The sequence below is a fragment of the Enterobacter sp. J49 genome (genome assembly GCF_002148625.1).
GTDB lineage: Bacteria > Pseudomonadota > Gammaproteobacteria > Enterobacterales > Enterobacteriaceae > Enterobacter > Enterobacter ludwigii.
On record NZ_MWPY01000033.1, the window covers coordinates 520,308 to 544,523 of the forward strand.

A 24,216-nucleotide genomic window follows, 5' to 3' on the forward strand; every position below is an offset into this window, starting at 1 on the left:
AGATGCAGCGTTTTGCCGGGATTGAACCCGCGGAGATCCCTCAAATCTGGTCACTGTTAAGCCAGATCCCGGACCCGGAAGTGCCGGTGTTAACCATCACCGATTTAGGCATGGTGCGTAGCGTATCGCCGCAGGGCGAAGGCTGGGTTATTGGCTTTACGCCAACCTATTCAGGCTGCCCGGCGACGGAACATTTGCTTGGCGCGATTCGCGAGGCGATGACCGCACACGGCTTTACGCCAGTGCATATTGTGCTTCAGCTCGAACCGGCCTGGACAACCGACTGGATGACGGCGGATGCGCGTAAACGCCTGCGCGCATATGGCATCAGCCCACCGGTGGGCCACAGCTGCCACGCGCATGCCCCGGCCGAGGTGAGTTGCCCACGCTGTGCCAGCACACATACCTCGCTTATCAGTGAATTTGGTTCGACGGCCTGCAAAGCGCTTTATCGCTGCAACGACTGCCGTGAGCCTTTCGACTATTTCAAATGTATTTGAGGTTGCCATGACAACGTTTCATTCATTAACAGTGGCAAAAGTGGAACCCGAAACTCGCGACGCGGTGACCATCACTTTCGCGGTACCGCAGGCGTTGCAGGACGCCTATCGCTTTCGTCCCGGACAACACCTGACCCTGAAAGCGAAGCTGGGTGAGGATGAGCTGCGTCGCTGCTACTCTATCTGCCGCAGTACCGCGCCGGGTGAGATCAGCGTAGCGGTGAAAGCCATCGAGGGCGGACGTTTTTCCCGCTATGCCCGGGATGAGATCAAACAGGGCATGGTGCTGGAGGTCATGGTGCCGCAGGGCCAGTTTGGTTACCAGCCGCGCGCCGACCGGGAAGGGCACTATCTGGCCATTGCCGCGGGTTCAGGCATTACCCCAATGCTGGCCATCTTATCCGCCACGCTCGCCACCGAGCCGAACAGTCATTTCACCCTGATCTACGGCAACCGCAGCAGCCAGAGCATGATGTTTCGCGAGGCGCTTGCCGATCTGAAAGACAAATACCCGCAGCGTCTGCAGCTGGTCGCCATCTTCAGCCAGGAGGTGCTCGACAGCGATCTGCTGCATGGACGTATCGACGGTGAGAAGCTGCAGGCGCTGGCAAAAACCCTGATCAACTTCCGCCAGTACGACGAAGCCTTTATTTGTGGCCCGTCCGCCATGATGGACGACGCGGAAGCGGCGCTGAAAGCGCTGGGGATGCCAGAGAAATCGATTCACCTTGAGCGTTTTAATACGCCAGGCTCGACCGGCAAACGCACGGTCAGCGTGCAGGCTGAAGGGCAAAAAGTCACCGTGCGTCAGGACGGTCGCGACCGGGAAATTACCCTCACGGCAAACGATGAAAGCATTCTTGATGCCGCCCTGCGTCAGGGCGCCGACCTGCCGTATGCCTGCAAGGGCGGCGTATGCGCGACCTGCAAATGCAAAGTGCTGCGTGGCAAAGTTGATATGGCGACGAACTACAGCCTTGAGCCGGACGAACTGGCGGTCGGGTATGTGCTGAGCTGTCAGTCGCTGCCGTTAACCGCTGACGTGATAGTCGATTTTGACTCCAGGGGGATGGCATGAGCGAACTGATGGTCACCCGTCATGGTCGTGTCCTGCAGCTGACGCTCAACCGTCCGGCGGCACGCAACGCGCTGAATAACGCCCTGTTAGAGCAGATTGCTGACGCGCTCGACGCCGCTGCGGCCGATCGCGATCTCTCCGTTTGCGTGATTTACGGCAACGCACGCTGCTTTGCCGCCGGCGCAGATCTCAACGAAATGGCGGAGAAAGACCTGCCTGCCACCCTGAACGATATCCGTCCCCAGCTGTGGGCCCGGATCAACGCCTTCAATAAACCCCTGATTGCCGCCGTCAACGGCTTCGCGCTGGGTGCGGGCTGCGAGCTTGCGCTGCTGTGCGACGTGGTGATTGCCGGGGATAACGCCCGTTTTGGTCTGCCGGAAATTACGCTCGGCATCATGCCCGGGGCGGGCGGTACGCAGCGCCTGATTCGTAGCGTGGGCAAATCGCTGGCCAGCAAAATGGTGCTGACCGGGGAGAGCATTACCGCGCAGCAGGCGCAGCGCGCCGGGCTGGTCAGCGATGTGTTCCCGGCTTCATTGACGCTGGAATATGCCCTGAAACAGGCGGCGCTGATGGCACGACACTCACCGCTGGCGCTCCAGGCGGCGAAGCAGGCGCTGCGCCAGTCTCAGGAGGTTTCCCTGCAGGCCGGACTGGTCCAGGAGCGACAGCTGTTTACGCTGCTTTCAGCGACCGAAGACCGGCGAGAAGGCATCGACGCATTCTTACAGAAACGTACCCCCGACTTTAAAGGACGCTAATCGTGGAATTTATTCTCAGTCATGTAGAACAAGGCGTGATGACCCTGACGCTGAACCGCCCGGAGCGTCTGAACAGCTTTAACGACGTGATGCATCAGCAACTCGCTGAGTGCCTTAAACAGGCCGAGCGCGATGACACCATCCGCTGTCTGCTTATTACCGGGGCGGGGCGCGGCTTCTGCGCGGGTCAGGATCTTAATGACCGCAACGTCGACCCTAACGGTCCGGCGCCGGATCTGGGAATGTCCGTGGAGACGTTCTACAACCCGCTGGTTCGCCGTCTTGCGACGTTGCCGAAACCGGTGATTTGCGCGGTCAACGGCGTGGCCGCCGGGGCCGGGGCCACGCTGGCGCTGGGGTGTGACATGGTCATTGCCGCCCGTTCTGCCACCTTTGTGATGGCTTTCAGCAAGCTCGGATTAGTGCCGGACTGCGGGGGAACATGGTTCCTGCCGCGCGTCGCCGGGCGCGCCCGCGCAATGGGACTGGCGCTGCTCGGAGACAAACTCAGCGCCGAACAGGCACACGCCTGGGGGATGATCTGGCAGGTGGTGGATGACGAACACCTCTCCGCCACGGCCCAGCAGATGGCGCTGCACTTTGCTTCTCAGCCCACCTTTGGTCTGGGGCTGATTAAGCAGGCGATTAACGCGGCAGAGACCAACACCCTCGACGCCCAGCTTGACCTGGAGCGCGATTATCAACGTCTGGCCGGTCGCAGCGACGACTACCGGGAAGGGGTCAGCGCCTTCCTTGCCAAACGCGCACCGACATTCACGGGGAAATAAGATGGCGATCACGGTTCGTACTGTCGCCGTCATTGGAAGCGGCACGATGGGTGCGGGAATTGCGGAAGTTGCGGCGAGTCATGGGCATCAGGTTCTGATGTATGACATTGCTTCAGACGCGATTTCACGCGCGATTGACGGGATCCGCCAGCGTCTCGCCTCCCGGGTGACTCGCGGAAAACTTTCCGCCGATGCTGGCAGCCAGATACTTGCCAGGCTGCTGCCGGTAACGGATATCGAAGCGCTTGCCGCGGCAGATCTGGTGATTGAAGCCGCGTCTGAGCGTATCGACGTCAAAAAAGCGCTGTTTGCGCAACTGGCTCAGATTTGCCCGCCGCAGACCTTGCTGACCAGCAATACCTCCTCCATTTCTGTTACGGCGATTGCGGCGGATGTTCACCATCCGGAGCGCGTCGCGGGGCTGCATTTCTTTAATCCTGCACCGGTAATGAAGCTGGTCGAGGTGGTGAGCGGGCTGGCGACATCGCCCGAAGTGGCCGATGCGCTGTGCGAGCTGGCGCTGAACTGGGGGAAACAGCCCGTCCGCTGCCAGTCAACGCCAGGGTTCATCGTCAACCGCGTTGCGCGTCCGTTCTATTCTGAAGCCTGGCGCGCCCTGGAAGAGCAGGTCGCCTCGCCAGAAGTGATTGATGCCGCCCTGCGCGACGGCGGCGGTTTCCCGATGGGACCGCTGGAGCTGACCGACATGATTGGTCAGGACGTCAACTTTGCGGTGACCTGTTCCGTGTTCAATGCCTTCTGGCAGGAACGTCGTTTCCTGCCGTCGCTGGTGCAGCAGGAACTGGTGCTGGCGGGGCGACTGGGCAAAAAAAGCGGGAAGGGCGTTTACGACTGGCACAGTGAGAAACCGTCTGTGCCGTGGCTTGACGCAGTAAACGACAGCTTTACACCCCTGCGCGTGCAGCGAAGAGGTGACGGTGTCACGGAAATAGATGAGCTCCTGTTGATTGAAACCCAGGGGGAGACCGCTCAGGCGCTGGCCCGGCGTTTTCACTGTCCGGTCGTGGTGATTGACCGCATTGAACGCGACGTGGCGGTGATCGCAGCCGCATCGGATAACCCGCATACCGCCACGCAAAAAGCCGTCTGGTACCTGCAGCAGCAGGGACACCGGGTACTGCACATTGCCGATTACCCCGGCCTGCTGGTCTGGCGGACGGTGGCGATGATCGCCAACGAAGCGCTGGATGCGCTGCAAAAAGGGGTGGCCAGCGAGAAGGATATCGACACCGCCATGCGCCTCGGCGTGAATTACCCGAACGGGCCCATTGCCTGGGGGGAGCGTCTGGGCTGGCAACGGCTGTTAACGCTGCTTGAAAATTTGCAACGCCATTACGGCGAAGAACGCTATCGCCCTTGTTCACTGCTGCGCCAGCGTGCGCTTCTGGAGAGTAGCTATGAGTCATAACGCCTGGCATAACGCCCGCACCATGTATGAACAGGACGCCTGCGCCCAGGCGCTGGGGATCGACATCATCGACATGGACGATGGCTACGCGGTAGTGACGATGACCATCACCCCACAGATGCTCAACGGCCACAAAACCTGCCACGGAGGACAGCTGTTTTCACTGGCCGATACCGCTTTTGCCTACGCCTGCAACAGCCAGGGGCTGGCGGCAGTGGCGTCAGGCTGTTCAATCGATTTTCTGCGCCCGGGGTTTGCCGGCGACACGCTGACCGCCACCGCGCGGGTTAAGCATCAGGGCAAACTGACCGGCGTGTATGACATTGAAATTCAGAACCAACAACAGAAAACCGTTGCCCTGTTTCGCGGAAAATCTCACCGCATCGGCGGCAGTGTGACAGGAGAAGCCTGATGCGTGACGCTTTTATTTGTGATGGCGTTCGAACCCCGGTGGGGCGCTATGGCGGGGCGCTGGCCAGCGTCCGCGCCGACGATCTCGGCGCGGTGCCACTGCGTGCGCTGCTGGCCCGTTATCCGCAGCTCGACCTCGAGCGGATTGATGATGTGATCTTCGGCTGCGCCAACCAGGCGGGGGAAGATAACCGCAACGTGGCGCGTATGTCGCTGCTGCTGGCCGGACTGCCTCAGACGGTCTCGGGCACCACGCTGAACCGCCTGTGCGGTTCGGGTCTGGACGCGATTGGCTTTGCCGCACGGGCGATCAGGGCGGGTGATGGCGACATGCTGCTTGCAGGCGGCGTCGAGTCAATGTCCCGGGCGCCGTTTGTGATGGGTAAAGCCACGGCGGCGTTCCAGCGTCAGGCGGAGATTTTCGACACCACCCTCGGCTGGCGATTTGTGAATCCGATCATGCATCAGCAATTCGGAACTGACAGCATGCCGGAAACGGCAGAGAATGTAGCTGAATTGTTAAATATCAGCCGGGCCGATCAGGATGCTTTCGCGCTGCGCAGCCAGCAGCGTACTGCTCAGGCACAGCAGAACGGCATTCTGGCGCAGGAGATTGTACCGGTGCAGGTGCCCGGCAAAAAAGGAACGGTTACGGAAGTTTCGGTAGATGAGCATCCCCGTGCTGATACCACGCTTGAACAACTTGCCGCGCTGAAAACACCGTTTCGCAAGAACGGTGTCGTGACGGCGGGTAACGCCTCCGGAGTAAACGATGGCGCTGCGGCGTTGATTATCGCCAGCGAGTCGATGGCGCACGCGCAAGGGCTTGTCCCGCGCACGCGGATCGTGGCGATGGCTACCGCTGGCGTGGAGCCACGTCTGATGGGCTTAGGACCGGTGCCAGCCACCCGCAAAGTGCTGGAACGTGCCGGGCTCAGCATCAACGATATGGACGTGATTGAGCTTAACGAAGCTTTCGCTTCTCAGGCGCTGGGCGTGTTACGTCAGCTGGGATTGCCGGATGACGCTGAACACGTCAACCCGAACGGAGGGGCCATTGCGTTGGGCCACCCGCTGGGCATGAGCGGTGCCAGACTGGCGCTGGCCGCGAGCAATGAATTGCATCGACGCAACGGGCGCTATGCGCTGTGTACGATGTGCATCGGTGTGGGTCAGGGCATTGCCATGATCCTTGAGCGTGTTTGAGCGAATAACAGTGTGAGTACCCTACAATGACAAATACAACAAAGCTTGATCCGATCGAAACGGCCTCCATTGACGAATTACAGGCGCTGCAAACCGAGCGTCTGAAATGGACGCTGCATCACGCCTATAACAACGTTCCGATGTACAAACGCAAGTTTGACGCCGCGGGCGTTCACCCTGACGATTTTAAAACACTGGAAGACATCCGTAAGTTCCCGTGCACCACCAAGCAGGACCTGCGTGATAACTATCCGTTCGATACCTTTGCCGTGCCGATGGAGCAGGTGGTGCGTATTCATGCCTCTTCCGGCACCACCGGAAAGCCGACTGTCGTCGGTTATACCCAACATGACATCGACAACTGGGCCAACCTGGTGGCCCGTTCTCTGCGCGCCGCGGGCGGCAGTGCGAAAGACAAAATTCACGTGGCCTATGGGTATGGCCTGTTTACCGGAGGGCTGGGCGCGCACTATGGCGCAGAGCGTTTAGGGGCGACCGTTATCCCGATGTCCGGCGGCCAGACGGAGAAACAGGCGCAGCTGATCCGCGATTTCCAGCCGGACATGATCATGGTGACGCCATCCTACTGCCTCAATCTGATCGAAGAGCTGGAACGTCAGATGGGAGGCGATGCCAGCGCCTGCTCCCTGCGTGTGGGGGTATTTGGCGCAGAGCCGTGGACGCAGGCCATGCGCCGCGAAATCGAGAAACGTCTGGGGATCACCGCGCTGGATATCTATGGGCTTTCCGAGGTCATGGGGCCAGGCGTGGCGATGGAGTGTATCGAAACCGCCGACGGTCCGACCATCTGGGAAGACCATTTCTATCCGGAGATCGTCAACCCGAACGACGGCACGCCGCTTAATGATGGCGAGCAGGGCGAACTGCTGTTCACCACGCTGACCAAGGAGGCGCTGCCGGTGATTCGTTATCGCACCCGCGACCTGACGCGCCTGCTTCCTGGGACCGCCCGCACCATGCGTCGTATGGACAGGATCAGCGGTCGCAGTGACGATATGCTTATCATCCGCGGCGTCAACGTCTTCCCGTCCCAGCTGGAAGAGGAGATCGTGAAGTTCGAACACCTCTCCCCGCACTACCAGCTGGAGGTCAACCGCCGCGGTCATCTTGATTCACTTTCCGTGAAGGTGGAGCTCAAAGAGAGCAGTCTGACCCTGACCCACGAGCAGCGCTGCCAGGTGTGCCATCAGCTGCGCCATCGGATTAAATCGATGGTCGGGATCTCCACCGACGTGATGATTGTCAACTGCGGCAGTATCCCGCGCTCAGAGGGCAAAGCCTGTCGGGTGTTTGATTTGCGTAAAGTTGCGGCTAACGGTTGAGTTTCCCTCACTCCTCACCCCTCATCCTAACCTTCTCCCCAGAGGGGGGAAGGGACGTTGTCTCCCTCTCCCTTTGGGAGAGGGCCGGGGTGAGGGGAATATGCTATGATTCATCCAGACCAAAAATAACAACAGAATGAATCACATGAATAAACTCGATGCCTTTATCCAGCACGCGGTTAGCTCGGTTCCCGTTAGCGGAACGTCGCTTATCTCCTCATTATACGGTGACGCGCTTTCACATCGCGGCGGCGAGATTTGGCTTGGCAGCCTCGCCGCCTTACTGGAAGGGATGGGGTTTGGCGAGCGCTTTGTGCGCACTGCGCTGTTTCGTCTTAACAAAGAGGGCTGGCTGGATGTGTCGCGCATCGGACGACGCAGCTTTTACCGGCTGAGCGACAAAGGGCTGCGTTTGACCCGCCGCGCGGAGAGTAAAATCTACCGTGCTGAACTCCCCGCGTGGGACGGCAAGTGGCTGTTGCTGCTCTCGGAAGGCCTGGATAAAACCACCCTTGCTGACGTCAAAAAGCAGCTGATCTGGCAGGGTTTTGGCACCCTGGCTCCCAGCCTGATGGCCTCCCCGTCGCAGCATCTGGCGGATGTGCAGTCGCTTTTACACGACGCAGGCGTGGCGGAAAACGTCATCTTCTTCGAGGCCCATTCGCCGCTGGCGCTGTCCCGCGCGGCGCTGCGTGCCCGGGTGGAGGAGTGCTGGCAGTTGACCGAACAGAACGCGATGTACGAGACGTTTATCCACTCGTTCCGTCCTCTTCTGCCGCTGCTGAAAGAGGCCGCGCCGGACGAATTAACGCCGGAACGCTGCTTCCAGATCCAGCTGTTGCTGATCCATTTTTACCGTCGCGTGGTGCTGAAAGACCCGCTGTTGCCGGAGGAGTTATTGCCTGCACACTGGGCCGGACAAAGTGCGCGACAGCTGTGCATTAATATTTATCAGCGTGTGGCACCGGGGGCGCTGGCGTTTGTCAGCGAGAAAGGTGAAACCTCCGTCGGCGAACTGCCTGTGCCCGGCACGCTCTACTATCAACGCTTTGGTGGTCTTACTATCGTATAAGGAGTGGAGATGCCCGTTTATCAAATTGACGGTCTGACGCCGGTGGTGCCTGATGAGAGCTACGTTCACCCGACGGCGGTGCTCATCGGCGACGTGATCCTGGGCAAAGGCGTGTATGTTGGCCCGAATGCCAGCCTGCGCGGCGATTTTGGCCGGATTGTGGTGAAAGACGGCGCGAACATTCAGGATAACTGCGTCATGCACGGTTTCCCGGAGCAGGACACGGTGGTGGAAGAGGACGGACATATCGGCCACAGCGCGATTCTGCACGGCTGTATTATCCGCCGTAACGCTCTGGTAGGGATGAACGCAGTGGTCATGGACGGCGCGGTGATTGGCGAAAACAGCATTGTCGGCGCGGCGGCCTTTGTGAAAGCGAAAGCGGAGATGCCCGCCAACCATTTGATCATTGGCAGTCCGGCAAAAGCGATACGTGTGCTGAGCGAGCAGGAAATTGCCTGGAAGAAGCAGGGCACGCGTGAGTATCAGGTGCTGGTGGATCGCTGCAAGCTGACCCTGCATCAGGTCGAACCCCTGCGCGAAGTGGAGCCCGGTCGAAAACGTCTGGAGTTTGACGAGGATCTGCGACCAAAATCTGCGTCATGAAGGGGCGCGCACCTGCTGATGTCAAAGCAGCGCATCGAAAAAGGCCCCGTCAGGGGCCTGTGCATGTTTACGCTGGCCTGATGCGTTGCGCGAAATCAGAACCGGTATTGCAGACCGGCGGTAACGGTATAGTTTTTGTTGGAAATGCCCGCCGCATCACCGCCAATTGACCCGGATTCGCCCGTGTTAGTATCAATAATCTGCGTGCCGCCTTTGCCCTCTTTGTAACGGCTATACGCGAACTCGGCAAAGACTTTGGCGTGTGGCGTGACGTAATATCCTGCATCCACTGACGCACCATAATAGCGAGAGTCTGAGGTTTTCTCGCGGAAGGTCAGGTCGCGCATATAGTGCTCGTCGTTATCATGAGCGCGCACCCAGTCACTGAATTTAAACAGGCCATTAAATTCGAAATTATTAATACGATACTGCCCCACAAGCCCAATATAAGGCATTGAGAAGCGCTGGCTATAACCAATGCCGCGTTCACCCGCCGGGAAATTCCCCGTGTTGGTACCGTTATCATAATTATAAGAGCCACCGGTCGCCGTCCAGCTAAAACGGGTTTCCTGATAACCGGCAGTCACGCCCGCTTTATAACTTTCGCCCTGCAATATCCAGCCTTTTACATTGAGATCGTATTCATTGGCATAATTGACGTTAGTTGCCGGATGCGTCGAATGATCTGTCCAGCTGGATTGTCTTTCGTTCATCCAGTCATAGTCATCCATATGACCCGACCCGGATGCCAGCGAGGTCCAGCCGCGTGCGTTCAGGGTCAGGAAAGGGTACGCATCCCAGGAAATATCGCCTTTCAGGATGGCGACATTTTTAATTTTCCAGTCCAGTTGGCTGATTTTTCTGCCTGTGACGTCGTCATACACCATTTCATGGGATTTCCCGCTGAGCATCCCGCCCGAGGCTGAAACGGTGACGCTGTCAGGTGAGAAATTCGGCGTAAATTGCGTTTCCCCTGCGTATACTGCGCCTGAAAAGGCGGCCATCATCGTCAGTAAAAGCGTATTTCTTGTCATTTTTATGTCCCTAATTAAAATTTAATAAATACCTTGCAATTAAATTTTAAAAGCCACGCAAATAACAATCAACTGCCAGTTTTAGTCATTATTCGCATTTGCGTTGTATATTCCTTTCACAAGAAACACCCCTGGGCGAGATAATATTGCCGTCCGGCCTCCGACAATTAGCGTGAATATCTTTAGCAGGATATTAATCAAAGTACGGTTTTAAAATGACTTCCGTCCAGTGCATAAAAGCTCTGACACGCTGCGATAAATTACGCCGATGGGCGACCACAAAAGCGGCATTAAGCGGTTCAGGAGGCAAATGGGGAAGCACTTCAACCAGCGCGCCGCGCTGGATATGGGGCGCCAGCGCGGAATACCCGCCCTGAATTAAGCCCAGACCCGCCAGCCCGGCTTCATGATAGGCCGGTACGCTGTTGACCCGCGCGGCGCCGGGTAACATGACGGACCGGTAGCCATCACCGTCCGGGTATTGCCAGCCATCAGGCCGGGCACCAAAATTTCGCATGTAATGCACCATTCGGTGTCCCTGACGAAGCAGGTCGTCAATCGTCTGGGGCACCCCGACGCGCTCCAGATAGCGTGGGCTGGCGGCGTTAATCATCCGTAACTGACCCAGCGGTCGGGCAATGAGGGTCTCATCAACAATGGGCCCAAAACGAATGACGCAGTCAAAGCCTTCCTGAACCAGATCGACTCGCCGGTCTGTGCTTGAAAGTTCTATTTCAAGTTCAGGATGCGCGTCCAGCAGTTGTGGCAGGGCGGGAATCACTACGCTTTGGGCCAACACTGCTGGCATATCGACGCGTAAACGTCCCCGCAGTGACATGCCGCTAGGCGCAAACATGGACTGCAGATCTTCTGCATCTGACAACAAATCCCGGGCGCGGGAATAAAAAGCCCGACCGTCTTCGGTCAGCTGTACCGCACGGGTAGTCCGGTGCAACAGCGTCGTCCCGAGGTCATGCTCAAGCTCACGTACGACCGTTGAAACGCGGCCTTTCTTAATGCCCAGGCTCTCCGCCGCCTGAGTAAAGCTCTGCATTTCTGCGACGCGCGCAAAAATAGTCAGTGCATGCAGGTTTTTCATTGTTCACCTTCCGGGTAACAGTGCGTTATTTTTTGGGTGATTTATTCCCTTATTGATGACTAATAGAGTGTCTTCATACCGCGTAACGCTGTCAAACAGGTTGATGCGTTTTACACCACCGGCAACAGTTCTCAGGAAGGATAAAGAAGATGAATAAAGGTTATTTAATCGCCCACGTGACCGTCACAGATCCTGCTGCCTATGCAGAATATGCGAACGCTGCCGGGGAAGCGCTGCAGGGGTTTAACCCACGGGTCATCGTCTGGTCCGGGGAATATGAGAACCTGGAAGGGGAAGCGCATGAACGCCATGTCGTTTTAGAGTTTGATTCGTATGCTGAGGCCAAACGTTTTTATAACAGTCCCGGGTACGTGGCCGCCAGAAAGCTGCGCGCGGGGGCGGCAACCGGGACATTTGTTGTGGTTGAAGGGGCTTAATCCTGCGCCAGCGGCAGGAAGGCGTCAGCAAATATGTCCGGCTCATACCCGGCTGAGGTAAAGAGATGATGACGTGATTCATCAATGGCCTCGCGAAGGCGGGTGATGTCGACCCCCAGCACGTTGCCGTCTTGCTTCACGATTCGTCCGGCAATCATGACGGTATGGATGTTGCTGCGCTCTGCCGCATGGACCACCGTGCCAAATGCATTGCCGGACGGATAGAGGTTGAGATCGCCGGCGTTAATAAGCACCAGGTCGGCCTGTTTACCCGGCGTCAGGCTGCCGATGCTCTCCTGTAACCCTGCACAGGCCGCACCATCGACGGTGGCTGCTTTCAGGAGCTGTTGGGTATGAAGCGTATTTACGGTGTGCGCTGAACCACAGCAGCGCTGCTGATGCATGCCCATGACGCGCTGGAGGTAAAAAGCCACGCGCATTTCCATAAACATGTCGCCGCTGTACGACGTTTCATTGTCTACGCTGAGGCCGGGGCTGATGCCGTGGCGCAGCGCGGACTGAAGGGCAAACATGCCGTCTTCAATCCCATAGTGCGCATCGGAACGGGGGCAGACGTTCACGCGTACGCCCGCGTCCCGCAGAATTTTCCATCCGTCGTCCGGCAGTGCGGTGCAGTGATTAAAAATATTGTCCGGTCCCAGAAGCCCCTGCTGATGCAGCGCCTCAAGCTGCGACGCCATTTCACCCCCAAAGAATTCGGTCACGATTGGCAACCCCAGCCTGCGGGCCTCCAGCCATCTCTCCGGTTCCAGCTGGGCCATGACCGCCAGCGAAACAAGACTTTCAGGGTTATTCTGGAAATACTTTTCTTGCAGGCGCTGCCAGTTACCGGGCCAGTGCGCGCGATCCCATTCTCCGGACACCGGTGCACCGGAAGCGTGTACGGCGCGGATCCCCGCATCCAGCAGGGCCTCAACGGCCGCGTCCGAATGCGCAGCGGTGCGGCTGTTATGGGAATTATCAATCACCGTGGTGATACCGGCATCAATACACCCCAGGGCGGTGAGCAGGTTGCCGATATAAATATCGGCAGGGCGATAATACCTGGCGAATGAGAAGTGCGTGGCGTTGCAGTAATCTTCAAGCGTTTTGGCGTCGGGGTTAATGCGGCGCAGTTGTCCCTCCCAGGCATGGCGATGGGTATCTACCAGGCCCGGCATGGCAATCATATGTGTGGCATCTATTAAGCGGGCGCCTTCTGCTGCCAGATTTTCACCAATGGCGACGATCTTTGCGCCTTCGATAAGGATATCGCCGCGCTCAAAATTACCCACCCTGTCATCCATGCTGAGCAGGGTTGCGCCCTTAATCAACGTGGCGGGTGGGGTTATGCTCTGATTGTTAATCATATTTCTCAGGTAATCGCTCATCTTCTTGTCCTTTGTCTCTTCATGGGTGAGAAATTACGCCACCCGATTACGGCGAAAAAGATGCTTAACGTGTTTTCATTATTCATAATCTACGAAGAATAATGTGAGCGACGGTCGGGGGAGAAAAAATGGATCGTATTCAGGCAATGCAGATCTTCATGCGGGTAGCGCAGGCCGGAAGCTTTGTCCGCGCAGCCGAAACGCTTTCTCTGCCTTCGTCAACGGTCACCAGCAGCATAAAAAATCTGGAGAATTACCTCCAGGTGCGCCTGCTTAACAGAACGACAAGGCGGGTGAGCCTCACCGCTGAAGGTGTGCAGTATCTGGCGCAATGCCAGGAAATACTGGCGTTAATCGATCATGCGGAAACGAGCCTGACGGCGTCAGTCCGGCGCCCGCAGGGACGCTTGCGGGTGGATATGCCGGGCGGGATCGCGGATTTCATCGTGATGCCTCACCTGAAAGATTTTTCCCGGCTTTATCCGGATATCTACCTGATGTTGGGCGTCAACGATCGGCAGGTTGATCTGGTGCAGGAGGGGGTGGACTGTGTGATCCGAACGGGGGATCTGAATAGCTCGACTCTTGTTGCCCGTCCTCTGGGCCGGTTTCGCTGGGTGACCTGTGCCTCACCGGACTATCTCAGGAAGTTCGGTACTCCCCGCTCGCCAGACGACTTATCACAGCATCGGGCGATACACTATTTTTCCGATCAGACCCGACGGGCGGATGCGTTACGCTTTGTCCGCGGGACAGAGACGGTCTCCATCCCTGTCCGCGGCGAAGCGGCCGTAAATGCCACCGGGCTTTATATCAACATGTGCCTTGAAGGTTTCGGGCTGGCGCAGCTGGCTGAGAGTATTGTCTCAGCGCATCTGCGGGAGGGAAGGCTGGTTGAGGTTCTGGCTGACTGGCAACCGCCTTCGGTGCCCGTAACGTTGCTTTATCCCCATCAGCGTTTTCTCTCTCCCGCAGTGCGTGCCTTTGCAGACTGGATTGCCGGGCTTATCCCGGACGCCAGCCCGGCACCGTCAGGCGGCGGGCTTGATCCGAAACCAGATCGCATACATCGCAGGCAGGAAGACGAGGGTAATAATGGTTCCCCCTAGCGTTCCGCCAATCAGCGTGTAGGCCAGCGTTCCCCAGAACACGGAGTGTGTCAGGGGAATGAACGCCAGCACGGCGGCCATGGCCGTCAGTAAGACCGGCCTCGCGCGCTGTACGGTCGCCTCAACCACGGCGTGGAACGGATCGAGACCGTCCTTCTGGTTGTGATCGATTTGACCAATGAGTATCAGCGTGTTTCGCATCAGGATCCCCGAAAGCGCGATCAGGCCGACGAGGGCATTGATGCCAAACGGCTGATTGAAAAGCAGCAGCGTAGGAACCACACCAATAAGCCCCAGCGGTGCGGTCAGGAATACCATGACCATGGCCGAGAGTGAACGCACCTGCAGAATGATTATCAGCAGCGTCAGGGCAATCATGATGGGGAACAGCGGGGCCATGGCCTGGGTGGCTTTGCCGGATTCCTCAATCGATCCCGCCATTTCGATGCGATAGCCAGGTGGAAGCGAATCAACAAGGGGTTGCAGCTGTTTCATGATGGCGGTTGACACATCCGGGGGCTGAAGGTTTTCGGCAATGTCTCCCCGCACGGTAATCGTGGGCGTACGATCGCGACGGCGCAACAGCGGATCTTCCATTCGGATCTCAATCTCCCCGATTTGTGACAGCGGAACGCGTTGCCCGGCGTTACCCACCAGGGTAAAGCCCTCTATCTTCGCTGGATCGAGGCGGATATCACCCGCGGCGCGGCCCGTAACCTGTACCGAGCGAATATCTTCCCGCACGGAGGTGATGGGAACGCCCGACAGCAGGAACTGAAGCTGCTGGGCAACGGCGTTCGACGTTAAACCGGTAGCCTGCAGGCGGTTCTGATCGAGGGTGAAATGCAGGGTCGGTACGCGTGAACCCCAGTCGGTATTGACGGTTCTCATCATCGGACTGGCCTGCAGCACACCTTTGACGTTATCTGCAATGTCACGCAGTTTATTGACATCCGGTCCCATTACACGCCAGGCGACCGGGAAGGGAGAATAAGGCCCGAACACCAGCTGCGTGACTCGCACGCGTGCCTCCGGAGCCAGCCCGCGGGCTACCGCTTCGCGAAGGCGGAACTTCAGCGCCTCGCGTGACTTCTCGCTGTCCGTCATGACGACAACCTTCGCGAAAGAGGGATCGGGCAACTCAGGGGCCATCGCCAGATAAAAACGCGGCGAACCTTGGCCAATGTAGGCGGTGACGATGCTGGCTTCAGGCTGTTTGCGCAGCCACGCTTCGATTTTCGCGGTGGCGGCGCTGGTTTGCTCAATCGATGTGCCATACGGCATCTGCACTTCCACCAGCACCTCGGGGCGGTCGGACGTCGGGAAAAACTGTTTTTTAACCAGCCCCATCCCCAGTACTGCGAGGGTGAAGATGGCCACGACGGACGCGGCGACGATCCATTTTCGGGCGATCACGCGGCTCAGGGTATGACGAAAACGGTTATAGCGCGGGGTGTCATAGATGGCGGCATGACCGCCTTCGACTTTTGCGATGTCCGGCAGGATTTTGACGCCCAGATAAGGGGTGAATACCACCGCCACAAACCACGAAGCTATCAGGGCGAGGCCGACTACCCAGAACATATTGCTGGTGTACTCCCCGGCGGTTGACTGCGCAAAACCATTCGGCATAAACCCGATGGCTGTCACCAGGGTTCCGGCCAGCATTGGCGCGGCGGTATGGCTCCAGGCGTAGGCGGAGGCTTTGATTCTGTCGTAGCCTTCCTCCATTTTTACCACCATCATTTCGATGGCGATAATGGCATCATCAACCAGTAAGCCGAGGGCGAGAATAAGGGAGCCCAGGGTAACGCGGTCGAAGTTTATACCGGAGGCTTCCATCACGACAAAAACGACCGCCAGCGTCAGCGGCACTGCCGCCGCGACAACGATGCCCACGCGCCACCCCATACTGACAAAACACACCACCATCACCACCAGCAGGGCGACGAAGAACTTGATCATGAACTCATCGACCGACGAGCGGATATTCACCGACTGATCGGTGACTTTCGTTAAGGTCATCCCCAGAGGCATATTCGCATTGATGTTTGCCGTTTCAGCATCCAGCGCTTTACCCAGCGCCAGGCCGTTCCAGCCTTCACGCATGACAATACCGAGCAGCAGGGTGGGTTCTTGCTGGTTACGGATCTGCAGGGTCGGTGGATCTTCATACCCCCGTTCAACCGTTGCCACGTCGGACAGCCGGAGCGTTTTGCCCTGCGCGATAAGGGGCGTATCGCGGATCTTCTGCAATTTATCGAAAGCGCCGTCGAGGCGGATAAAGATTTGCGCCCCGCGCGTTTCAATCGAGCCCGCCGCGGTTAATGCGTTCTGGCTGTTGAGCGTAGTGAAAATATCCTGCGGGGAGAGCCCCAGTGTTGCCAGACGGTCATGCGAGAAGGAGATGTAAATCCGCTCGGCCTGTTCCCCGATGATGTTCACTTTCTTTACACCTGGAACGTGCAAAAGCTGCTGGCGCAGGGCTTCGGCGTCACGCACTAACAGACGCTGTGGTTCGCCTTTCGCTTTCAGTGCAAAAAGGGCAAAGGTGACATCGGAAAACTCGTCATTGATCATCGGCCCCATGACGCCTGCCGGAAGGTTTTTGGTTTCATCCCCCAGTTTCTTTCGCGCCTGGTAAAACTCTTCCTGAACCTGAGAAGGCGGGGTTTTGTCCTGCAATGACAGCGTGATAAACGCCATACCGGGGCGGGTATACGTTTCCGTGCGGTCATACCATTTGAGTTCCTGCAGACGTTTTTCCAGCGGCTCGGCGACCTGATCCTGAATTTCCTGCGCGGTTGCACCGGGCCAGACGGTGATAACCGTCATTTGCTTAACCGTGAAGGGGGGATCTTCCGCGCGGCCAAGGCCAAAAAACGAGAAAATACCGGCAAGGGTAACCAGAATAATCAAGAACAGCGTGACCGAGCGCTCGCGTACCGCAAGCGCTGACAGGTTGAAACGACCTCCACTCATGGTGTCATCCCCGCCTGAGTGGCATCGCGCTGTTCCGCCAGCCGGACAGCTTCGCCTTCGTGCAGAAGATGGACGCCTAACGCAACAATCTTCTCTCCGGGCTGCACGCCGCCGGTCACTCTGGCGATATCATCCCCTACGCTAAGCACCCTGACAGGCTGCCAGGCGACTTTTGTCGGCTGAGCGGAAATACGCCAGACGCCAGGCCCTTTCCCCGCATCGTAGAGAGACGCCAGGGGAACCTGCATCACGCGGCTGTCGCCTTTGCCGTGTTCGATGCTCAGCGTCACGGTCGCCCCCAGCGGCGCGTTCGCCAGCGCGCCATCCAGCACGTATCGGGCCTCAAAGGTACGGGTGGTCGCATCGGCTGAATCAGACAGCAGGCGCAGCTTCGCGCTAACGGGCTGCTTTTCGTTACCGTAGAGCGTTGCCAGGGCTGTACTTCCCACGGCAGGGCGCAGGGTTTCCGGCAACTGGACCAGCGCCTCGCGCTGCCCCGCGCGGGCCAGACGGATCACCGCCTGCCCGGCGCTGACCACCTGTCCAGGCTCGGCAAGCGTCTCCATCACCACGCCGTCTGAATCGGCAAGTAGCACGGCATAACCGGTGGCGTTTTGCGCCACGCCTGCCTGTGCCCGGGCAGCGCTGAGCTCCGCTCTGGCGCTGTCGGCTGCGGCTTTAATCTGGTCGTATTCCGACGCCGACACTGCACCGGATGCCACAAGGCCGCGATAACGCGCCTCATCGCTGGACGCTTTACGTGCGCGCGCCTGGGCAGCATCCACCGCTCGCTGCTGGGCCTGCGCCTGTAATTTCAGATCAACAGGATCCAGACGCATTAAAGGCTGGCCCTGCTTAACGGTCTGACCCGTATCGACAAGACGTTCGAGAATTTTGCCCTGCACCCTGAAGCCTAAATCACTTTGCGTTCTTGCCACCACCACGCCGGTAAAGGCGCGTGACGTCTCGTTCGCAGGGATCACGGACGCAGACCTGACAAGCGGTGGCTGCGTGCGCGGATCGTCACTGGCGTGGTTATCGCCGCATGCCACCAGGGCAAACGGCAGGAGGCATACGGCAAGGCGGGCTGAATGAAGCCTGAGCATGGGAACCCTTATTACATTAACAGGACAGTATCCGCATTCTCATTCTAGTGACCAATAAAGTCAATGGTCACTAATCAGGGGGCCAGGCTTCGCAAAATCAGAGAGGAGAGGACAACCGCCGCGGTCGGGGCGGCTTCGAGGTTGTACTGCAGCTGAACAGGGTTAATGAAAGGGCACATCACCATATAGATCGCCAGTGTAGCTTCGTCCAGAGGGGTTTTTCTCTCGAACTCACCGGCTTTTCTGCCCTCGACAACAATGCTCTCAATCAGTTTCAGCAGACGTTCGGAATACCTTTCGGTTGAAGGCCACTTGTCCCGCGCGGCAACGGCGGCGATGTCGTAAAGTTTACGCTCATGGAAAAACAGTTCACTTCCCGCCTCGGTGAGCGCCCTGAACAGACGACGCAGCTTTTCGCTGGCGGATGGCGCATCAGCGATGGCTGCATTGACCGCCGCCATGATCATATCAAGACGGTTCGCGCAGATGACCTCGCCGATTGCCTGCTTGGAATCAAAAAATTTATAGATATAGGCTTTTGAAAAACCGATGGCTTTGGCAAGTTCAGCGACGGTGGTTTTTTCATAGCCGTAATGGCCGAAATGCTCATACGCCGCTTCGACGATTTGCTCTCGGACCGTGTGATCGAGTGGACCACGTGTGGATGGGGTGTTCATGTCTTTAGTCATTATTTCAGCTTAGCGTGACAGGCTCCGATTGACAACGTGTGACCATTTGGTAATTAGGTCACATGGTTGAGTGGGCAGATGGCACATGCACAGTCGTCTGTGGAACCCGAGGGATAATACTCGTTAGCCCTGAGCCGTTAAGACTGCATCATCAACCAGGTCGGCTAAGTGTATCACTGTTTTTCGCGGGATATTGTCAGTCTTTGCGAGAGGTTGCGCGCGTTTCAGTGCAATTGCGCGGCACTGAAACGTCACGCTTTGGCCTGAACGGGATTATGCGTCTGAGCGCGTCCCCTGACCGGCAGGCTTAGGTCGTAATACTTTTTCAGCAATGATCGCCAGACGTCGGCGGGTGACAAACCGGTGTAACTGGCCCAGCAGCCAGTTGCCGCAGCCGGGGATCAGCGTATTGCGTTGCGTATCCACGGCCCGTAACGCCAGCGCGACCACGTTCTGCGCTGGCATTCTTTTGCCCACTGACGCTTCCTCGGCGTTCACCACCTCAAAAAAGGCGGTATCCGTTGCGCCGGGGCAAAGCGCCAGCACGCGGATGCCGTGAGCGCGGTATTCTCCCCACAGCGCGTTCGAAAAGGAGAGTAAAAATGCCTTTGTTGCCCCATAAATTGCCATATACGGATCCGGTTGCATGGCAGCGGTTGAGGCCACGTTAATCATCACGCCTGAACCTTTACGCAGCATCGCGGGCAGCAGGGCGTGCGCGAGCGCCACGGGAGCGACGCAGTTGACGTTGATCTCTTCACGCTGGCGCGCCAGAGATAGCTTTTCAAATCGCCCGTAGGTGGCAAACCCCGCGCTATTAATCAAAATATCGGGATAAAGCCGTAACGCTTCCAGCCGTTCCACAATGTGGGTAATGGCCTCAGGCAGCGTTAAGTCCTGCACGATAACGGTGAGTGATACGCTGTGCGTTTTCTGAAGCTCAGCCGCAAGCGCCTGCAGCGTTGCCTCGGAGCGGGCAACCAGGATCAACCCCACGCCACGGGCCGCGAGCTGGCGGGCGAACTCCCGTCCGATGCCCGAGGATGCACCGGTAACCAGTGCTGTTTTTCCTGTATAATCAAAAGAATTCATAACATAAATCCCGTTTTCCCTGTCTGTGCGGCACAGGATAAACCGTGTACTCAGGTACACGGTCAAGCGTGATTTTTACAAGGTGAGAACGACGCGATGAGGATCGGCGAGCTGTGTGCCAGAACTGGGTTATCGAAAGAGACGGTGCGTTATTATGAAAGGGCGGGCTTGCTGGAAAAAATTCCGCAGCCAAACGGCAGTAATAACTACAAAGTCTACTCGGCTGTGGATTTACAACGGCTGAAGCTGATCGGGCATGCCAAAATGCTGGGGTTTACCCTGGCTGAAATCGCCGATGTTCTGGCGGTCTGGGTTGATGACCGCTTTACCGCGGAGGAAAAACAGGCCGCTTTGCGGCGCAAACTGGCGCAACTGGCGGAGAAAGAAGCGGTGCTGAATGAACTTCGGACCCGCTTGACCGATGCCCTTCATAAAGTCGGTCAGCCGTGTGTTGATGTATTTTAAACGGCTGACGCGGGCCGTTTAACGCAACCGGCGGCTTCACGACGTCATCAGCTCACCGCGTTCAGTCTTTTTAAGCCAGTCGATAAAAAACTGGCTAAATGCGGTGACCTGAAGCGGCTGGAGTTTCCGTTGCGGGTAGACAAACTGTAGCCCGACATCTTTGCGATCAAACCGGCTAAAGCCGGTGAAGCTCCCGGCAAGCAACACTTTCAGCCTACCTTTCTCGACATCGTCCTTCACGTCCCACCACGATTTGCCCGCAATGCCAGCCCCGTCGAGGGCCCACTGACGAAGCAGCGCCCCGTCATCACAGACCATGGCAGGCTCTACGCGAACGACGCGCTCTTTCCCCTCAACCTCAAACCGCCATTCATTCATCACCACCCCTTGCGACTCCAGCGCCAGACAGCGGTGGTCCGTCAGCGCGTCACAGGAGGCAGGGATACCCTGGTCGTTAAGATACGCTGCTGACGCGACCAGCACCCGGTGATTGGGACGGATATTTCTGACCACCAGGCTGCTGTCTGGCAGGTTGCCGAAGCGAATGCTCATATCCAGCCGGTTAGCGACCAGATCCTCTACGTGTTCTCTTAAGTAAATGAAAAATTTGATTTCCGGATGCAGGCGGGAAAATGCCATGACGGCGGGGCTGAGATACTGCCTGCCAAAGTCAGAGGGGGCGGAAAGACGAATGTTGCCGCTGAGCACGCCCTCTTTTTGTGCCAGTAACGACTCGGCATGATGCATCTCTTCCAGCACGCGCAGTGCCGCATGGTAAAACTCTTCGCCCGCCCGGGTGAGGGATATAGCCCGCGTGGAACGGTGAAACAGGCGCGTCTGGTAGCGTTCTTCAATCGCCTTGAGGCGGGCGGTCATGGTGGCCGGGGAAAGTGACAGGCGGCGGCCAGCGGCGGAAAGCCCGCCAGCCTCGGCCACTTCAACCAGCAGCGCCATATCTTCGAGTTTACCCATTATTCATATTTACCGAAAAGTGCATCTGATTTTAGTGTAATTATCAAAATCAGATGCCGCCTGTAAAGTGATTTCATCGTAACCACAAGGGACGTCCAGATGAACCAGACCTCACTTTTTGAACGCTACAGGTTAGAGGATCTCAACCTGAAAAATCGCATCGTCATGGCACCCATGACCCGTGCCCGCGCTCATCAGCCGGGAAATATTCCCTCGACGCTGATGGCTGAATATTACCGACAGCGGGCCAGTGCGGGCTTAATCATCACCGAAGCCACGCAGATTTCGCCTCAGGGCCAGGGCTATTCATGGACTCCGGGGATCCATACGCCAGAGCAGGTTGCGGGATGGCAACTCACTACCGGTGCGGTCCATCAGGCGGGAGGGGTGATTTTTTCCCAGCTCTGGCACGTGGGGCGGATGTCTCATGCCCGTTTTCACGAAGACGGACTGCCCGTCGCGCCCTCCGCGCTGGCACCCGATGCGAAAGTATGGGTGGTGAATGAACATGGCGAAGGTCAAATGGTTGACTGCCCGACGCCACGCGTGCTGTCGCGAAAAGAGATCGTGCGCGTCGTCGATCAGTACCGACAGGCGGCGCTTAATGCCGTTCAGGCCGGGTTTGATGGCGTGGAGGTGCACGGCGGAAACGGCTATCTGATTGATCAGTTCCTGAGATCCACGTCAAACATCCGTACGGATGAGTATGGCGGCAGTCTCGTGAACCGGATCCGCTTCGCGCAGGAGGTGCTCGATGCCATTGCAGAGGCCATTGGCGCTGAGCGCACCGGTATCCGGCTTTCGCCGTTTATTACACAGCGGGGAATGAACGATCCGCAGGTCATCGAAGCCATTCTCGCCCTCGCGGCCTGGTGCCAGCAACGAGGCATTGCGTTTATTCACCTGGCGGAAGCCGACTGGGATGATGCGCCACAGGTTCCGGAGAGTTTCCGCAAAAAACTGCGCGAAACATTCCGTGGCACCCTGATCGTGGCAGGAAATTATACCCCCGAAAAGGCGGAAAAAATCCTCGCAGCAGGGTATGCCGATTTGATTGCGTTTGGACGCCCGTTTATTGCCAACCCCGATTTACCACAGCGGCTGGCGCATCACTGGCCGCTGAATGACGTCAGCGATCCCGCCACGCTCTTTGGTGGTACAGCGGTGGGGTATACCGATTACCCCACCTACAACCTGTGTGAGGAAAAATGATGACCCGTAAAACGTTAATTATTGGCGGCGCGTCCGGTATTGGTTTTGCTGTAGCCCGTGCCCTGGCAGCACGCGGCGACGCCATTATTCTCGCGGGACGCAATAAAGAGAAACTGAACGCTGCCCGCGCGCGGCTGAGTCCATCTCCCGCCTCTGTTGAGACCCTCGTCCTCGATATTAGCAATGAAGCAGAGGTGATCGCGTTAAGCGAAACGCTGGGTGAGGTCGACAATATTATTGTCACGGCCGGCTCTCAGGCACCGGGAGGGCCGCTTTCCAGCCTCGACTCTGGCGCGGCGAAACTGGCTTTTGATACCAAATTTTGGGGCAGCATGCATGTCGCCAGGTATTTGAGCGGGAATATTTCGCTCCGCGGTACGCTGACGCTGACCAGCGGATTTGTTGCACGCCGCGTGGTAGCCGGTGCCATAGTCAAAACCACCATGAACGCCGCCATCGAGGCGGCAACAAAAGTGCTGGCAAAAGAACTTTCACCGCGTCGCGTAAACGTCATCAGCCCGGGTCTGACCGATACCGAAGCCCACGCCGGGATGGATGCGGCTGCGCGGGAAAAAATGCTGACTGTTGCAGCACAAACGTTGCCCGCTAAAGCGTGGGGACGAGCGGAAGACGTTGCTCAGGGCTATCTCTTTGCCATCGATAATGCCTTTGTTACGGGCTCGGTGATTGATATTGAGGGCGGGGCATTACTTAACTGACCCCGTGTTGATCCGAATTGATTCCGGCAGTGAACATGCTGGCGGAAAACGTAATCTCAGGTTGTAAGCGTTTATGCAATATTCAACATATGCACGTCCAGCTGTGCTGGCGTTAATTCTGGCTGGCGTATCCGGTGTGGCTTATTCGGCCCAGAGCGACCGGGTGAAACCGAATCTTCTTATCGTGGATAACACGCTGTCGCAAACGCAATTAACGGCGAGCGAACATGCGGCCGTTACGTATGCCACGTTCTGGGATACCGGCAAAGAGTCTCTGGCGCGGGAAGCGCTGGCGGTTAATTTTGTGGATAAAACCCCACCGGAAGGCCGTAAACAGGGGCCGGAGGGCGCCATTATGGCCTCAAGGGTATTTCGTACCGCGGTGCCGGATTTACGCTGCGAGGTGGAACAAATGATCGTTACGGGTAATCGTGTCGTCTCCCATTTGCATTTCCACGGCCATTTCAGCGGGACATTTGGCAAAATAAAAGGGCAGGGTCAGAACGTTGATTTTATCGCGACGGATATCTATGAGATCGGCAACGGTAAAATAGTTTCCAACTGGCATATTGAAGATAACCTGACGCTGATGAAACAGTTGGGTGTGATTTAAATAATAGTCTGCCTCTTTTTCGTGGTGTAAAAGATAAGCCCGCCCGGGTAACCGAAAGGTTACCCGGAGCGTATAACCCCCCGTAATGGCGAAGCATGA

Annotated in this window: 24 protein-coding genes; 16 read left to right on the forward strand and 8 right to left on the reverse strand. The window is 57.5% G+C overall.

Going from position 1 to position 24,216, the window contains the following annotated elements; translation table 11 throughout:
• Positions 1–2 precede the first annotated feature (2 nt).
• The 10 genes from paaD to paaY all read left to right on the forward strand — a co-directional run bounded on the left by paaD (position 3) and on the right by paaY (position 9,197).
• Complete coding sequence (gene paaD, locus BJP35_RS15465) at positions 3–500, forward strand: 1,2-phenylacetyl-CoA epoxidase subunit PaaD (RefSeq protein ID WP_047744592.1); 498 nt, start codon at positions 3–5, stop codon at positions 498–500.
• Positions 501–507: 7 nt separating this feature from the next.
• The gene (gene paaE, locus BJP35_RS15470; RefSeq protein WP_047744593.1) at positions 508–1,578 is read left to right on the forward strand and encodes a 1,2-phenylacetyl-CoA epoxidase subunit PaaE; all 1,071 of its coding nucleotides are present in this window, start codon (positions 508–510) and stop codon (positions 1,576–1,578) included.
• Positions 1,575–2,342 carry a 2,3-dehydroadipyl-CoA hydratase PaaF gene (gene paaF, locus BJP35_RS15475; RefSeq protein WP_014169929.1) on the forward strand — a complete coding sequence of 256 codons (768 nt, stop codon included), beginning with the start codon at positions 1,575–1,577 and terminating at the stop codon, positions 2,340–2,342. Before paaE ends, paaF begins: the two co-directional genes overlap by 4 nt.
• Positions 2,342–3,130, forward strand: a complete 789-nt coding sequence (gene paaG, locus BJP35_RS15480; protein WP_025204280.1) for a 2-(1,2-epoxy-1,2-dihydrophenyl)acetyl-CoA isomerase PaaG — start codon at positions 2,342–2,344, stop codon at positions 3,128–3,130. The genes paaF and paaG overlap by 1 nt, the downstream gene beginning before the upstream one ends.
• A 1-nt stretch (position 3,131) precedes the next feature.
• Positions 3,132–4,559: a 3-hydroxyacyl-CoA dehydrogenase PaaH gene (gene paaH, locus BJP35_RS15485; protein WP_047744594.1), complete on the forward strand. Its 1,428-nt coding sequence runs from the start codon at positions 3,132–3,134 to the stop codon at positions 4,557–4,559.
• On the forward strand, positions 4,549–4,971 hold the full coding sequence (paaI, locus tag BJP35_RS15490) for a hydroxyphenylacetyl-CoA thioesterase PaaI (protein WP_020884240.1): 423 nt from the start codon (positions 4,549–4,551) through the stop codon (positions 4,969–4,971). The genes paaH and paaI overlap by 11 nt, the downstream gene beginning before the upstream one ends.
• Positions 4,971–6,176 carry a 3-oxoadipyl-CoA thiolase gene (pcaF, locus tag BJP35_RS15495; protein ID WP_047744595.1) on the forward strand — a complete coding sequence of 402 codons (1,206 nt, stop codon included), beginning with the start codon at positions 4,971–4,973 and terminating at the stop codon, positions 6,174–6,176. Before paaI ends, pcaF begins: the two co-directional genes overlap by 1 nt.
• Positions 6,177–6,202: 26 nt before the next feature.
• Positions 6,203–7,519, forward strand: a complete 1,317-nt coding sequence (gene paaK / locus BJP35_RS15500; protein WP_014169934.1) for a phenylacetate--CoA ligase PaaK — start codon at positions 6,203–6,205, stop codon at positions 7,517–7,519.
• Between the two features lie 136 nt (positions 7,520–7,655).
• A complete protein-coding gene (gene paaX / locus BJP35_RS15505) occupies positions 7,656–8,591 on the forward strand; it encodes a phenylacetic acid degradation operon negative regulatory protein PaaX (protein ID WP_014169935.1) in 936 nt (311 codons plus the stop codon).
• A gap of 9 nt (positions 8,592–8,600) precedes the next feature.
• Positions 8,601–9,197, forward strand: a complete 597-nt coding sequence (gene paaY, locus BJP35_RS15510; protein WP_020884237.1) for a phenylacetic acid degradation protein PaaY — start codon at positions 8,601–8,603, stop codon at positions 9,195–9,197.
• A 95-nt stretch (positions 9,198–9,292) separates the two neighbouring features.
• Here paaY and BJP35_RS15515 read toward each other — a convergent pair whose 3' ends face one another.
• Both BJP35_RS15515 and BJP35_RS15520 read right to left on the reverse strand, forming a co-directional pair.
• Entirely contained in the window at positions 9,293–10,231 is a 939-nt protein-coding gene (locus BJP35_RS15515; protein ID WP_025204278.1) for an omptin family outer membrane protease, read from the reverse strand.
• A 193-nt stretch (positions 10,232–10,424) separates the two neighbouring features.
• Entirely contained in the window at positions 10,425–11,330 is a 906-nt protein-coding gene (locus BJP35_RS15520) for a LysR family transcriptional regulator (RefSeq protein ID WP_086463399.1), read from the reverse strand.
• A gap of 149 nt (positions 11,331–11,479) precedes the next feature.
• On the opposite strand from BJP35_RS15520, the gene BJP35_RS15525 reads away from it, so the two are divergent.
• Positions 11,480–11,767 (forward strand): DUF1330 domain-containing protein, encoded by a 288-nt coding sequence (locus tag BJP35_RS15525; protein WP_014169939.1) that lies wholly within the window; start codon positions 11,480–11,482, stop codon positions 11,765–11,767.
• Here BJP35_RS15525 and BJP35_RS15530 read toward each other — a convergent pair.
• Positions 11,764–13,158, reverse strand: a complete 1,395-nt coding sequence (locus tag BJP35_RS15530; protein ID WP_047744597.1) for an amidohydrolase family protein — start codon at positions 13,156–13,158, stop codon at positions 11,764–11,766. The genes BJP35_RS15525 and BJP35_RS15530 overlap by 4 nt on opposite strands.
• A gap of 128 nt (positions 13,159–13,286) precedes the next feature.
• Between BJP35_RS15530 and BJP35_RS15535 the strand changes: the two genes are divergently transcribed.
• A complete protein-coding gene (locus tag BJP35_RS15535; protein WP_047744598.1) occupies positions 13,287–14,267 on the forward strand; it encodes a LysR family transcriptional regulator in 981 nt (326 codons plus the stop codon).
• Here the strand turns inward: BJP35_RS15535 and BJP35_RS15540 are convergent.
• The 4 genes from BJP35_RS15540 to BJP35_RS15555 all read right to left on the reverse strand — a co-directional run bounded on the left by BJP35_RS15540 (position 14,190) and on the right by BJP35_RS15555 (position 20,136).
• Positions 14,190–17,249, reverse strand: coding sequence for an efflux RND transporter permease subunit (locus BJP35_RS15540; RefSeq protein WP_047744599.1), 3,060 nt, complete (start codon positions 17,247–17,249; stop codon positions 14,190–14,192). The genes BJP35_RS15535 and BJP35_RS15540 overlap by 78 nt on opposite strands.
• A complete protein-coding gene (locus BJP35_RS15545) occupies positions 17,246–18,355 on the reverse strand; it encodes an efflux RND transporter periplasmic adaptor subunit (protein WP_086463400.1) in 1,110 nt (369 codons plus the stop codon). The genes BJP35_RS15540 and BJP35_RS15545 overlap by 4 nt, the downstream gene beginning before the upstream one ends.
• Positions 18,356–18,429: 74 nt before the next feature.
• Complete coding sequence (locus BJP35_RS15550; RefSeq protein ID WP_014169944.1) at positions 18,430–19,044, reverse strand: TetR/AcrR family transcriptional regulator; 615 nt, start codon at positions 19,042–19,044, stop codon at positions 18,430–18,432.
• Positions 19,045–19,317: 273 nt separating this feature from the next.
• Positions 19,318–20,136 (reverse strand): SDR family oxidoreductase, encoded by an 819-nt coding sequence (locus tag BJP35_RS15555; protein WP_086463401.1) that lies wholly within the window; start codon positions 20,134–20,136, stop codon positions 19,318–19,320.
• A gap of 96 nt (positions 20,137–20,232) precedes the next feature.
• On the opposite strand from BJP35_RS15555, the gene BJP35_RS15560 reads away from it, so the two are divergent.
• Complete coding sequence (locus tag BJP35_RS15560) at positions 20,233–20,601, forward strand: MerR family transcriptional regulator (protein ID WP_014169946.1); 369 nt, start codon at positions 20,233–20,235, stop codon at positions 20,599–20,601.
• A gap of 36 nt (positions 20,602–20,637) precedes the next feature.
• On the opposite strand, the gene BJP35_RS15565 is transcribed toward BJP35_RS15560, so the two are convergent.
• Positions 20,638–21,573: a LysR family transcriptional regulator gene (locus BJP35_RS15565; protein ID WP_014169947.1), complete on the reverse strand. Its 936-nt coding sequence runs from the start codon at positions 21,571–21,573 to the stop codon at positions 20,638–20,640.
• 99 nt (positions 21,574–21,672) lie between these two features.
• On the opposite strand from BJP35_RS15565, the gene BJP35_RS15570 reads away from it, so the two are divergent.
• The 3 genes from BJP35_RS15570 (at position 21,673) to BJP35_RS15580 (ending at position 24,117) form a co-directional block, all read left to right on the forward strand.
• Positions 21,673–22,785 (forward strand): alkene reductase, encoded by a 1,113-nt coding sequence (locus BJP35_RS15570; protein ID WP_086463402.1) that lies wholly within the window; start codon positions 21,673–21,675, stop codon positions 22,783–22,785.
• The gene (locus tag BJP35_RS15575; RefSeq protein ID WP_041162589.1) at positions 22,785–23,504 is read left to right on the forward strand and encodes an SDR family oxidoreductase; all 720 of its coding nucleotides are present in this window, start codon (positions 22,785–22,787) and stop codon (positions 23,502–23,504) included. Before BJP35_RS15570 ends, BJP35_RS15575 begins: the two co-directional genes overlap by 1 nt.
• 73 nt (positions 23,505–23,577) lie before the next feature.
• Positions 23,578–24,117, forward strand: coding sequence for an ester cyclase (locus BJP35_RS15580; RefSeq protein WP_044868496.1), 540 nt, complete (start codon positions 23,578–23,580; stop codon positions 24,115–24,117).
• Positions 24,118–24,216 lie beyond the last annotated feature (99 nt).